Source organism: Streptomyces sp. AC558_RSS880, assembly GCF_019049255.1.
Taxonomy (GTDB): domain Bacteria; phylum Actinomycetota; class Actinomycetes; order Streptomycetales; family Streptomycetaceae; genus Streptomyces.
In genome coordinates this window covers 11,966-23,932 of the sequence record NZ_JAGMUJ010000002.1, presented here as the reverse complement: position 1 = coordinate 23,932, position 11,967 = coordinate 11,966, and the positions used below count along the sequence as shown (strand labels likewise).

Genomic DNA, 11,967 nt, shown 5'->3' with positions numbered 1-11,967 from the left:
TGCATGGCGGTGCCACCGCGAGGCACAAAGGGCCCGCCCCTGGCTCCCGGGGGCGGGCCCTTCCGTTTTACTCACGTCACCGCAGGCACGACTGCCGCGTCACCGCAGGCAATCGTGCCGCTGGGGCGATGGGGGTCCCCCGCTCGAGCGAAGCCGAGAGTGGGGGAGGGTGGGCGCGGCGGCACCCCGCGAACGCCGGGCTGCGCAACGACCCCCCGCCCAGCACCCACACCGCGAGCTACAAGAACGCCAGGTGCACCAGCCCGAACGACAACGCAGCCACCACAGCCGCCGCCGGCATGGTGATGAACCACCCGAGAACGATGTTCTTGGCCACCCCCCACCGCACGGCGTTGACCCGCTTCGTCGCCCCCACACCCATGATCGCCGAAGTGATCACATGCGTCGTGGAGATGGGCGCGTGGAACAGGAACGCGGACCCGAACATGATCGACGCACCCGTCGTCTCCGCGGCGAACCCCTGCGGCGGATCCAACTCGATGATCTTCCGCCCCAGCGTCCGCATGATCCGCCACCCACCGGCGTACGTCCCCGCGGACAGCATCACCGCACAGGCGATCTTCACCCACACCGGAATCGGATCGCCGTAATCCTCGACATCCGCGATGACCAGTGCCATCACCACGATGCCCATCGTCTTCTGCGCGTCCTGCAGACCGTGTCCCAGCGCCATGCCCGCCGCGGAAACGGTCTGCGCGATCCGGAACCCCCGCTTGGTCTTGTGCGGATTGGCCCGCCGGAAGATCCAGAGGATCACGGTCATCACCAGGTAACCGGCGAGCAGACCGACGACCGGAGACACGAACATCGGAATGACGATCTTGTCGACCACCCCGTGCCAGTACACCGTCGTCCCCCCGGCCAGCGCCGCCCCCACCATGCCCCCGAACAGCGCGTGGGACGACGACGACGGCAGCCCGAAGTACCAGGTGATCAGGTTCCAGACGATCGCCCCGACCAGCGCGGCGAAGAGGATCCCCATCCCCTTGGACCCCTCGGGTGTCTGGATCACACCCTCGCTGACGGTCTTGGCGACCCCGGAGCCCATGAACGCACCGGCGAGGTTCATCACGGCCGCCATCGCCAGCGCCGCCCGGGGCGTCAGCGCCCGCGTCGACACGGACGTGGCGATCGCGTTCGCCGAGTCGTGGAAGCCGTTGGTGTAGGTGAAGAAGAGCGCGACCCCGATGGTCACGACCAGAGCGAAGGTGTCCATGAAGGGCTCAGGACTCCTTGACGGCGATGGTCTCCACCGTGTTCGCCACGTGCTCGAAGGCGTCGGCCGCCTCCTCCAGTACGTCCACGATCTGCTTGAGCTTCAGCACCTCGATCGCGTCGTACTTGCCGTTGAAGAGGTGGGCCAGCAGCTTGCGGTGGATCTGGTCGGCCTGGTTCTCCAGCCGGTTGACCTCGATCCAGTACTCGGTGAGGTTCTCCATGGTGCGCAGGTGCGGCATGGCCTCCGCGGTCAGCTCCGCGGCCCGCGCCAGGACCTCGATCTGCTGCTCGACGCCCTTGGGCAGTTCCTCGATGTTGTAGAGGACGACCAGGTCGACGGCCTCCTCCATGAAGTCCATGATGTCGTCGAGGGACGACGCGAGGGAGTAGATGTCCTCGCGGTCGAACGGCGTGATGAACGAGGAGTTCAACTGGTGGAAGATCGCATGCGTGGCGTCGTCACCTGCGTGTTCCGCGGCCCGCATACGCTCTGCGATCTCGGCCCGGGCGGAGGGGTCCGCCCCGAGCAGTTCCATCAGGAGTTTCGAGCCCGTGACGATGTTGTCCGCGGACGCGGCGAACATGTCGTAGAAGCTCGTCTCCCTGGGGGTCAGACGAAAGCGCACGTGGGGTCCTCGGTGAGCATCGGTTTCGGTCAGGCTGATGCTAGGCGCATCATCCGGCCGCGACTAACGGGCCGCCCACCAGTGTCGCCCATCAGGCAGATCGACGAGCACGGGGGCAGTCCGAGGTCCGTTTCCGGCCGCAGCGCATGTCATCGGCCAAGATGCCTATACCCAGCAAAGTTCGCTACCATATACCCGCCAGGGGTATATGTCGCCCGTCAGTGCACCAGGAGGACGCGATGACGACCACCGAGACCGGCGCGAACGCGCTCTCCTCCCCGGACGTGACGGACATCGTGACCGATCACGACCGCGGCATCCACGGCTACCACGACCAGAAGCAGGAGCACCTCAAGCGCCTGCGCCGCATCGAGGGCCAGATCCGCGGCCTGCAGCGCATGGTCGACGAGGACGTGTACTGCATCGACATACTCACCCAGGTGTCCGCCTCCACCAAGGCACTGCAGTCGTTCGCGCTGCAACTGCTGGAGGAGCACCTGCGCCACTGCGTCGCGGACGCGGCCGTCAAGGGCGGCGACGAGATCGACGCGAAGGTCAAGGAGGCGACGCAGGCCATCGCCCGCATGCTCCGGACCTGACCGGTCTCAGTGCCCGGCGGACTCGACCCGCGCCTCGGCCACCCTCAGTACCTCGTCGATGCTCTCCAGGCTGAGCCGCTCCTCGGCGTTGGAGGCGGCGATGATCAGCTCCCCGCAGAGTTCGATCTCGGCGAGCGCCACGTGGTCCTGAACCGGAACCGTTCCACCGCCGAGCGGTGCCACGCGCCTCACCTCGTCTCTGTCGTCACCGACTTCCTAGAGTAGGGAGCGCCCTACGCACCGCGCATGGCACGGAAGGGCTAGTTCAGGCCGGTCACTCCCGGCTTCCCTCCTCGGCGATCCGGCCCGCGTAGATGTCCTCGCCCTCGGGAAGCCGTACGTCGGCCGGCACCCCGAAGTCGTACAGCAGCGTGGTCGAGGCGACCGCGACGGGTCTGTCCTGCCGGCCGTTGACGAAGCTGAACCGGTGCCGGAGCTTGCGGATCCGTCCCTCGTCGTCGAGGTAGGCGTCGAACGGCACCCGTGCGGTGGCGAACCCTTTCGCCGCCGCGCCCAGCGCCTCCCGGTTCGCGTCCGAGGCGTCCCGTGAGGCCTGCCGCAGGTCAGCGGTCCCCCGGTAGTGGCGCACTTTCGTCCCGGCGACCTCGGTCCGCCCCACGAACGTCGCCGACCGTGTCCCGCGCAGCACCTCGGCGGCGGCGAACGGATCGGTGGCCCCGCCGGTGACGAGGTTCCCGTCGGACAGCGTCCCGGTGTCCACCCGCACCCACTTGTCGGCGGGCACCCCGGCCCCCCGGTTCTTCATGAACAGCGCCCCGGGTGCGAGCAGCTCGGTGATGGGCCGCCGCACGGTGCCTCCCGCCGGGTCCTGCGGCAGCAGGACCTTCAGCCGCCCGAGCCGCTTCCGGTAGTCGTACACGCCCTCGCCCCGGATGGTGACCCGGGTCCCGCCGGTCGCCATCTCCAGGGAGGTACGCGCCTGGGAACTCCCGGCGTCCACCAGTGCGTCGGCGGCCTGTCGCAACACCCGCACCGGATCCCCGGCGGGAGCCCCTCGGGTCACGGCGTCGCTTCTCGCGCAGCCCACGGCCCCGAGCCCCAGACAGCACACCACCCCGAATCCAGCCACCACGCCGCGCATCCGAGCCATGCCCGGTTAACGACCGGTAAGGGGCCCCGTCACGCCGACGAGCGGGCGCTACCGTGGTCGACGTGCCGCACCAGGACGACGAACCGACCCCCGCCCACCACATCACGACCACCACCGAACAGGGCCCTTTCTGCATGGCCCGCTGCACCTGCGGCTGGCGCGGCCCGGCCAGAAGAGCCAGGAGCCAGGCCAGAAAAGACGCCCAGAACCACACCCCCGAGTGACCCACGCCCCGTCGCCGTACCGGCGTCCGCGCGTGGGCCGCCCCCGGAGGTGACGTCAGCCCCGGCCCTTGGCCCGCGGGCGTGCCGTGCCCTCCTTCCAGGCCCGGGCGAACCGCTCGTGCGCGGGCGGCGGAAGGACCTCCGGCTCGGCCCGGACGGGGCGGGGGGCCTTCGCCGCGGTGAGTTCCCCGCGGACGGCACGGTGGTGGTCCGGGGTCCAGCCGTTCCAGCGTCGTACCGTGCGGTCGGACGGGCGGTCCAGGGCGTGCAGCTGGAGGTGGAGGGCCGCCGCGTCCCGGCCGACGCCGAGGGCCGCCGCCACCTCGTCCACCAGCTCCGGGACGCTGAAGAGGGGATTGGCCTCGTACTGACCCGGCGGGACCGGGGTGGCGAGGGACCGGTCCGCCAAGGCGCGCAGGGCGGTGCGCAGTTCGGTGGGGGCGCCGACGAGCTGATCGATCAGCGCACGTGCGCCCTCGGCGGCCGGGTCGCCGACCGGCCGCTCGGCGAGCGCCCAGGTGACGGCGGTGACGGCGGCCTCGGTCCCGGCGTCGTCGAGCGGTTCCTCCGGGCGGCCGGTGAGCAGGGCGGTGATCCAGGTCGCCGGCAGCCCGTGGTCCTTGGCCAGCGCGGCGGCATGGCTGCCGTCGTCGGTGTACGGGGTGACGGCGAGCAGTTCGGACCAGGTGGTGGCCATCCGGTCCGCGGCGGCGGTCATGCCGCCGGGGGCCCACAGCTCGGCGGGGTCCGCGGGGACGGCGGCGGAGAGCACGGCCAGCCGGCCGGTGAAGCCGAGCTCCCACGCCAGGTCGACGTACACGCGTGCGGTGGCCCAGTCCGCCCTGTACGGCTTCGCGCGGCACACCTTGAGGTCCGCGGCGTGGTCGTCGCAGCCCGCGAAACCGTCGAGGACCAGCGCGGCGACCGCCCGCGGCACACCCGTGCGCCAGCGGAACAGGTCCACCGCCCCGTCGGGCACCGGGAGCGGGCCGTGCTCGCCGAGCAGGGTCAGCAGGCGGGGCAGCCGGACGGTGTCGTCGCCGCTGACGGTGTGCTCCCGGCAGTCCTCCGCGCCGGCGGGCGCGGGGTCGGCGGCGCGCTGGAGGAACGAGGCGAGGTGACCGGGTCCCTGATGGGAGGCCACGGTGGTCCCGGCCGCGCGGAGTTCGGCGATCCGCTCCTGGGGTGCGCGGCCGGTGCGCCAGCGGCTGCCCGCTTCCGCGAAGGGCTGGCGGGACCAGACCTCGAGCAGCGCGGTGAACATCTTCCGCCGGTCGTCCGGGGTGCCCGCGACGACGGCCCGCCAGGCCACGGCGTCGATGCCGCCGACGAGCCCGGTCCAGTCGGGCGGCGGCGCGGGCAGGGCGAGGATCCGCGCCTCGTCGTCGATCTCGCCGCGCAGATGACGGCCGTCGGCGGCGACGGAGGTGAGCAGGGCGGGCCGGGGCTGCAACTGCTTCCGGTAGAGCGCGTTCCGGGCCACCAGCCCTTGCAGCACCGGGACGACCAGGGTGTCGGGCACCGGGTCGGGCAGTTCGACCACCGCTCCGGAGCGCATCACGGCCACCCGGTGCGACAGCTCCCGCCGGCGGCGCAGCACCTCGGCGGCGAGCCGTACGGCACGGGCCACCCCCTGCCGGATCCCCGGCTCGGTCACGCCGGGCAGCTCCGCGTCGCCCCCGGACGACAGCAGCGCGCGGGCGGCCGTGTCGGTGACGGCGCGCAGCGCACGCGACGAGGCCTCGTCGCGCGGGGTGAGGAAGTGCCAGAAGGCGGGCGGCGGCACGGGGCCCGCCTGGTCGCCGAGGGTGGCGCGGACCGGCGTGCGGTCGCGGCTTCCGGCGAAGCCCCGGACCTGCCAGAGCAGGGAGTTGTCCTCGGCGGAGTGGCAGCGGACGGTGGTGCCGCCGGTGACGACGGTGTCCTCCCCGCCGGCCGGCAGGGCGAGGATGCCCCACGGGCGGCGGCCCCAGGTGCGGGTGCGGTAGGACGCGGTGCGCCCGTCGATGGACTCCAGCACGAACTCGCGTGGCGAGTAACCGGAGTAGGCGGTGTGGAGGACCCGGCAGCCGGTGAGCCGGCCGTCCTGGCCGAGCGGTGACGGTGGGGCGCCGGGCGGCAGTTCGGCGAGGATGCGGTGGTCGGGGAAGGGCTGCGTGCCGTCCGGGAACCCGTCCGGACATGCCTCCGGGGAGTGGAAGGCGGGCAGGGTACGGTCGCCGGTGGGTTCGCCGGTGACCGGGTCCAGGCGTGCCCATCCGCCGCGGCGCTCGCTGAACACCTCCGCGCTCCAGAAGTCGCGGCCGTCGTACATCTGGTAGTCCCGGTGGCCGACACCGACCTGTTCGCCGGGACGCAGGACGCGCTCCCCGTCGAAGCGGCCGCCGCCGTCCGGTGTCCGGAACTGGTAGCCGAGGCCCCGCTGGATGTTGCCGCCGTAGGGCCGCAGCCCGTAGAAGTGCTCCGGCCGGAACGTGTCGGCGGGGCTGCCGGACCAGTACGCCCCGCCCCCGTTGTCGTCCGTCCCCTCCCAGGCGACGAGGAACTGGCCGCCCACCCAGTGCACGGAGTGCGGTCCGGCGCCGTCCGGCAGGCGCAGGGTGTACTCGCCGACCCGACCCGCGTGGTCGACGGCGACCGCGCGGGTGTCGCCGTACACGGTGAGCACCGGCCAGGTGCAGGTGACGTACACCTCCTCGTCCGGCCGGAATCCGGTGAGGGCCTGCTCCAGCGCGGGCCAGCCCAGCTCCTCGGGCAGGCCGGCGCGCAGGGCGCGGGCCAGCGGGCCGGTGAGGTCCAGCGCGTCGAGCGCCTCCTCGATGCCGTCCAGGGCGAGGACGGTGGGCCGGTCGAGGAGGTCGCGCAGTTCGTCGACGGCCTCGTCGGCGGCGGCGAGCCCGCCGCCCCGCAGCGCGTCCAGCAGCTTCTCGATCCTGGCGCGCACCTCGGCGGCGATCTCCGGAGTGTGCGGGAGCCCGCTGATGGCGCTGCCGCCACCGGGCCGCCCGTCGTGGACGGCGCCTTCCAGCCGTGCCCCGAACACGGGGTCCGCGGCGAGCGCCCTGAGGTCACGCCGTGAGTGCTCGCCCCAGACCTCCAGCCGGACCAGTGGTCCGGGGTCGTGGACGGGTATGCCCTCGGCGAGGCAGACGTCGAGCAGGTCCGCGTCGAGGTGCGGCCAGCGGTAACGGTCCTCGTGCAGCCGGACCGGGGTGCCGTCCGCCTTCAGCAGCGGCGCGAACCTGGTGACCAGGTCGAGGAGTTCGGCGGGCACCGCCTGCCGTGTCACCCCGCCACCGGCGACGGTGCGGTGCGCGTACCGGGACGCGTAGCGGCGCAGCCACTCGCCGAGTCCGCCCTCCGGGGTGATCCGGCCGGCCGCGGCGGCGTCGGCGGCGCCGCAGGCGAGGAGCAGCCGCAGCCAGGCGGCCGCGTCGTTCTTCGACTCGGGGAACAGGTCGAGGAGGGCGGTGGCCCGGTCGTCGGACGGCGGATGGGCGGAGAGCGGTCCGCGCGCGGCCTCGAACAGCCGGTCCGGGACGGCCTTCCCGTGCGCCGCCGCCAGCACCTCGCCCAGCACCCTCGCCTCCTCGTCGGCGCCGAGCCCCGCGGCCCGCGCGGAGTCCCGGATCCGGCGGGCCAGATCGGCCGGGAGCTCACCGGGCGACGCCGCCCAGACAGTCAGCAGCGCCACGAACTCGTGGTGCGCGTCGACCGGTTCGAGTACCTCGGCCAGCCAGGCCGGGGCGCCGCTGAGTTCGGTGGCGGGGAGTGCCCCGAACCGGGCGAACAGCGCCAGGTTCGCCCGCCGCCAGTCGGGGTCGACGGGCAGGTCGTGGGTGCGCTCGGCGGTGCGGGCCTTCGCGTAGGCGCGGGCGGCGGAGCGGCGGTGCAGCCCCAGCAGCCAGTGGCCGACGGTGTCCCAGAACCACGGCAGATGGGCGCCGGGCAGGTCCCGGGCCGTGCGCTCCGCCTCGTCCACGAACCGTCCGGGCTTGCCCCAGGCCGTCACCTTCTTCCGTCCGACCCGTTCGAGCAGAGTGCGCGCGTCTGCCTCGGCACCCGGGCCCTGCGTACGCGCCCAGTCGGCGTACGTCTCGGAGACACGGTGATCGGCCGGAACCGGAACGGAGGTTCCCGTGCTGCTGGTCATGCGGACGAGTCTGGCAGGAGGAACCGACACCGGGTCCCGAGTCCGCACCCGTCATCGTCTCCCGGCAGCGGCCGAGGCGGGCTCAGGCCGCCAGATCCCGCTCCTCGGGGCCGCCCGACGCCCCGTTCCTGGCCCCCGGAGCGACCCGCCCCGCCTCGACGTGATGCCGCCCGCGCGCCGTGATCAGCCACCCCGCCCGCGGCGACCGCTCGATCGCCCGCATCAGCGGCGTCAGCAGCGCCATGGCGAGCGGCGAGAGCAGCAGTGCGACGGCCGTACCGAGCGCGAGCCCGCCCACGACGTCCGTCGGGTAGTGCACACCCATGTAGACCCGGATGAACCCGCCCAGCAGCCCCAGCACCAGGCCGATGATCCCGAGCCGCCGGTTGACCAGGAACAACCCCACCGCCAGCGCCATGCAGAGCGTCGCGTGGTCGCTGACGAACGAGTAGTCGTTCTTGCCGTCGACCAGGACCTCGAGCCCCTCATGGTCGAGGAAGGGCCGGCGCCGCTCCACGAACCCACGTATCGGCACGTTCACCAGGACCGCGACGCCCGCCGCGAGCGGGGCCCACACCAGGGCCGCCACGGCCGGGGCCGTGTCCTCGCCGCCCCGTCGCCTGACGCCCCACCAGCACCACACCAGCAGCCCCAGCAAGGCGAACAGCAGGCCGAACTCACCCACGAACTCCATGAGGTGATCGAGCCACGGCGGCGCGGCCTTCGCCAGGCCATTGATGTCATAGAGCAGGTCGACGTCGGGGTTCGACCCGGAATCGGCGAATCCAGCCATGGTGCTGCGGCCCCTTCGTCATATCTCCCGGCGCACCGTTCGCACGCCGTTCCCGCCACCCCCGTGGTTTGTAGATCCGCTCGTTCGCTCGGCTACGACAACAGGAACGCACGGTCCCCGTTGATACGTTCCACACTCCACCGAATGATCACGCAGACGTTATCGAAGAGAGATGCATCCCCGCAGCTCAGGGGGAGGGTTGACGCTCCGCTCACACCGTGGTGGGGAGTGCTTTCGCGCCATCTTCGGTGACCCGGGTGGCACCAAAATAGTCAGGCGTGTCGATCGGGTCGAATCGGATCACGGCCCCGGTCCGGGGCGCGTCGATCATGTACCCACCGCCGACATAAATACCCACATGCCGGATGGCCCGGGAATTGGTGAGGTCGTCCGAGAAGAACACCAGATCGCCCGGCAGCAGTTCGTCCCGCTTCGGATGCGGCCCCGCGTTGTACTGGTCGTTGGCCACCCGCGGCAGCGTGATCCCCACGCTCTCGTACGCCGCCTTGGTCAGCCCCGAGCAGTCGAACCGTCCTCCGTGCTCAGGCGTACCGTTACCGCCCCACAGGTACAGCGTCCCGAGCTTCTCCTGCGCGTACGCGATGGCCCCGGCCGCCTGCTTCGACGGATCGACCCGCCCCACCGGCGCGGCGAAGCTCTCCTCCAGCGCCAGGATCCGCTTGACGTAGTTCTGCGTCTCCTTGTACGGCGGAACACCCCCGTACTTGATCACCGCGTACGCCCCGGCGTTGTACGAGGCGAGCATGTTTTCGGTCAGATTCCCGCCGACGTCCTTCACATAGGACGCGAGCGCGCAGTCGTACGCCGCCGCCGACGGAATCGCATCCTTCGGGTCCCACACGTCACGGTCCCCGTCCCCGTCCCCGTCGATCCCGTGCGTGGCCCACGTACCGGGGATGAACTGGGCGATGCCCTGCGCCGCCGCATGGCTCTGCGCCTTCGGGTTGAATCCGCTCTCCTGGTAGAGCTGGGCGGCGAGCAGGGCCGGGTTGATGGCGGGGCAGTGGTTGCCCCACTTCTGCACGAGCGCCTGATACGCGGCCGGCACGCTTCCCTTGGCGAGGGCCTTGGCCGCCCCGCCACCCACCCCGTTGGCGAGGTTCCCGGCGACGACGTAGACCCCGACGACGAGCAGCATCACAAAGGCGAGCGCGGAACTGACGGCGATCCCCGCCGCGACCCATGTCTTACGCACCGCCAACCGCCCCTCGCCGTCCGGCAGTCCACCGCCGCACGTCAGTGTAGAGGCGGTGCCCGCCCTTCGGAATGATCACGAGGTACTTCGGCGTGGTTGCTACGGCTGTGGCGAAGTGCCGTATTCCGGAAGCCCGCCCCTGGCCACGTCGAAGAGGACACCTCGTACGCGTCCAGCCCTTCGGACAGAGCGGCTTCGGGCTGCCGCCGTGCCCGCTTCACCACACCCGCGTGCCCGCCGCGCGGAGTCGGGGACATCACCGGCTTTCCTCCCGCGATCCGCACCACGGACCCGTTGCGCCCTCACTCCTCCCGGCAACGTCGCGCAGGCACCCCGGCCGCGGACGGACCCGGTCCTTCGGTGGCACGGGCGGGCCCGGTGGGAAGTCCGGCGGGAGGTCCGGCGACCCACTCGGTGACGCGTCCCCCGTACCGGGCCGGTTCCGTCACCGCGCCTGCTCCGCGCTCACGCACCCGGCTCCCCTCACGATCTGCCCTCGGACGGCTGCATCGGGCCACCCCGGCCGCACTCCGCCCACAGCACCTTTCCGCCCGACGCGCCCTCCGGTCCCCCCAGCAGCGAGGCGCCCCAGGCGTCGGCGTACGCCCGTACGAGGGCCAGGCCCCGCCCGCCCTCCGAGGCTCCGTGCGGCATGGCACCGTACGCGAAACCGGCGCTCAGCCCGGAGGGGATGGTCGAGCCCTTGTCCCACACCCCCACCCGGAGCTGACCGGACCCGGTCGGGCGGATGTGGAGGGCGTACGGGCCGCCGGTGTGCAGATGGGCGTTGGTCAGCAGCTCCGAGGCGAGCAGCTCGGCCGTGGGGGCGAGTTCGCCGAGCTCGTAGGCGGTCAGGACGGACCGCAGGGTGGAGCGGGCGATCCCCGATGAGCGTGGATCGCGTGAGAGGTGCAGGGTGTAGGACCAGGGCGGGGATACGGTGGACATGGAAGTCTCCGATCGGTGAGGTCAGTTGGGTGAATGCGAACAGTTGCCCAGTGGCAGTGCCGAACCGTCGATCGGTGCGCTTCCGGGCGGGGCGCCTGCAACCAAGCTAGCCGGAACCGTAAAAGCCTTTATACGGTTCCAGTGAAATCCCACATACTGCACTCATGTGAGTGACATGCACGGCAAGGAGGCGGACCAGCCCGTGAGAAGCAATCCGACGGGTCGCCAGCTCCGCTTGGGCGTTGAACTGCGCAAACTCCGGGAGCGTGCGGGCCTGACGGCCGTCGAGGCCGGTCAACTCCTCGGCGTCAAGCCGAACCAGATCAGCAACATAGAGGCGGGACGGGCGGGCGTGAGTCCCGAGCGCGTCCGTGCCATGGCCTGCCACTACGACTGTGCCGACAAGGCCCTCGTCGAAGCCGTCGCCGGAATGACGGGCGAGCGCAGGCACGGCTGGTGGGAGGAGTACCGCGACCTCCTGTCGCCCGCGCTACTCGATCTGGCCGAGCTTGAACACCACGCCGTCCACCTGCGCGGCTCCGTGACCGTCCACATCCCCGGGCTACTGCAGACCACCGACCACGCCCGCTCACTGTTCCGCCAGGTCGTGCCCGAACTCGCGCCGCCCGACATCGAGCACCGCGTCTCGTTCCGCATCAAACGCCAGACCGTGATCTACCGGGACAACCCGACGCCGTACCTGGCGCTCATTCACGAAGCCGCGTTGCGCATGCAGTTCGGGGGCGCCTCCATCGCCAGGGCACAACTGCGGCACCTGCTGGACATGAGCGAGCGGGAACACATCACCATCAAGGTGATCCCCTTCGCTGCCGGAGGCTTCCCGGGGTCGGGACAGTCGGTCTTCTACTCGTGCGGGCCCGTCCCCCAGCTCGACACCGTCCACCTCGACCAGTCACACGGCCCCACCTTCCTCGATGCCGAGGCCCAGCTCGACAAGTACCGCGCCGTCCTGGAGCGGGTGGAGACCCGAGCCCTCGCCCCCGAGAAATCACGGGACCTCATCCACACCATCGCCCAAGGCCTCTGAAGGAACCCGA

11 protein-coding genes are annotated in these 11,967 nt (G+C 71.5%); 3 read left to right on the top strand and 8 right to left on the bottom strand.

All coding sequences use genetic code 11. The features are described from left to right. Positions 1-238: 238 nt before the first annotated feature. The gene (gene pitH / locus KUM38_RS00115) at positions 239-1,237 is read right to left on the bottom strand and encodes a low-affinity phosphate transporter PitH (protein WP_217127156.1); all 999 of its coding nucleotides are present in this window, start codon (positions 1,235-1,237) and stop codon (positions 239-241) included. 7 nt (positions 1,238-1,244) lie between these two features. After that, positions 1,245-1,865, bottom strand: coding sequence for a DUF47 domain-containing protein (locus tag KUM38_RS00110; RefSeq protein WP_142194520.1), 621 nt, complete (start codon positions 1,863-1,865; stop codon positions 1,245-1,247). A 239-nt stretch (positions 1,866-2,104) separates the two neighbouring features. On the opposite strand from KUM38_RS00110, the gene KUM38_RS00105 reads away from it, so the two are divergent. Continuing rightward, positions 2,105-2,464, top strand: a complete 360-nt coding sequence (locus KUM38_RS00105; protein WP_217127155.1) for a metal-sensitive transcriptional regulator — start codon at positions 2,105-2,107, stop codon at positions 2,462-2,464. 6 nt (positions 2,465-2,470) lie between these two features. On the opposite strand, the gene KUM38_RS00100 is transcribed toward KUM38_RS00105, so the two are convergent. Both KUM38_RS00100 and KUM38_RS00095 read right to left on the bottom strand, forming a co-directional pair. After that, on the bottom strand, positions 2,471-2,656 hold the full coding sequence (locus KUM38_RS00100; protein ID WP_217127154.1) for a hypothetical protein: 186 nt from the start codon (positions 2,654-2,656) through the stop codon (positions 2,471-2,473). A gap of 82 nt (positions 2,657-2,738) precedes the next feature. Beyond that, positions 2,739-3,575 carry a hypothetical protein gene (locus KUM38_RS00095; RefSeq protein WP_217127153.1) on the bottom strand — a complete coding sequence of 279 codons (837 nt, stop codon included), beginning with the start codon at positions 3,573-3,575 and terminating at the stop codon, positions 2,739-2,741. A gap of 62 nt (positions 3,576-3,637) precedes the next feature. Here KUM38_RS00095 and KUM38_RS00090 point away from each other — a divergent pair, with 62 nt between their 5' ends. After that, a complete protein-coding gene (locus tag KUM38_RS00090) occupies positions 3,638-3,799 on the top strand; it encodes a hypothetical protein (RefSeq protein ID WP_217127174.1) in 162 nt (53 codons plus the stop codon). Positions 3,800-3,854: 55 nt separating this feature from the next. On the opposite strand, the gene KUM38_RS00085 is transcribed toward KUM38_RS00090, so the two are convergent. The 4 genes from KUM38_RS00085 to KUM38_RS00070 form a co-directional block, all read right to left on the bottom strand. After that, the gene (locus KUM38_RS00085) at positions 3,855-7,952 is read right to left on the bottom strand and encodes a hypothetical protein (RefSeq protein ID WP_217127152.1); all 4,098 of its coding nucleotides are present in this window, start codon (positions 7,950-7,952) and stop codon (positions 3,855-3,857) included. 82 nt (positions 7,953-8,034) lie between these two features. Next, positions 8,035-8,745 (bottom strand): phosphatase PAP2 family protein, encoded by a 711-nt coding sequence (locus tag KUM38_RS00080; RefSeq protein ID WP_217127151.1) that lies wholly within the window; start codon positions 8,743-8,745, stop codon positions 8,035-8,037. Between the two features lie 211 nt (positions 8,746-8,956). Further along, on the bottom strand, positions 8,957-9,904 hold the full coding sequence (locus KUM38_RS00075; RefSeq protein ID WP_254396461.1) for an NlpC/P60 family protein: 948 nt from the start codon (positions 9,902-9,904) through the stop codon (positions 8,957-8,959). A gap of 540 nt (positions 9,905-10,444) precedes the next feature. Continuing rightward, positions 10,445-10,909 carry an ATP-binding protein gene (locus KUM38_RS00070; RefSeq protein ID WP_217127149.1) on the bottom strand — a complete coding sequence of 155 codons (465 nt, stop codon included), beginning with the start codon at positions 10,907-10,909 and terminating at the stop codon, positions 10,445-10,447. A 202-nt stretch (positions 10,910-11,111) separates the two neighbouring features. On the opposite strand from KUM38_RS00070, the gene KUM38_RS00065 reads away from it, so the two are divergent. After that, complete coding sequence (locus tag KUM38_RS00065) at positions 11,112-11,957, top strand: helix-turn-helix transcriptional regulator (RefSeq protein WP_308408865.1); 846 nt, start codon at positions 11,112-11,114, stop codon at positions 11,955-11,957. The last annotated feature ends 10 nt before the right edge of the window (positions 11,958-11,967 follow it).

Coding starts and splice junctions, on each gene's coding strand:
- KUM38_RS00080 (WP_217127151.1), bottom strand. CDS start 8,745: ATGGCTGGATTCGCCGATTCCGGGTCGAACCCCGACGTCGACCTGCTC.
- pitH (WP_217127156.1), bottom strand. CDS start 1,237: ATGGACACCTTCGCTCTGGTCGTGACCATCGGGGTCGCGCTCTTCTTC.
- KUM38_RS00105 (WP_217127155.1), top strand. CDS start 2,105: ATGACGACCACCGAGACCGGCGCGAACGCGCTCTCCTCCCCGGACGTG.
- KUM38_RS00075 (WP_254396461.1), bottom strand. CDS start 9,904: ATGCTGCTCGTCGTCGGGGTCTACGTCGTCGCCGGGAACCTCGCCAAC.
- KUM38_RS00085 (WP_217127152.1), bottom strand. CDS start 7,952: ATGACCAGCAGCACGGGAACCTCCGTTCCGGTTCCGGCCGATCACCGT.
- KUM38_RS00095 (WP_217127153.1), bottom strand. CDS start 3,575: ATGGCTCGGATGCGCGGCGTGGTGGCTGGATTCGGGGTGGTGTGCTGT.
- KUM38_RS00070 (WP_217127149.1), bottom strand. CDS start 10,909: ATGTCCACCGTATCCCCGCCCTGGTCCTACACCCTGCACCTCTCACGC.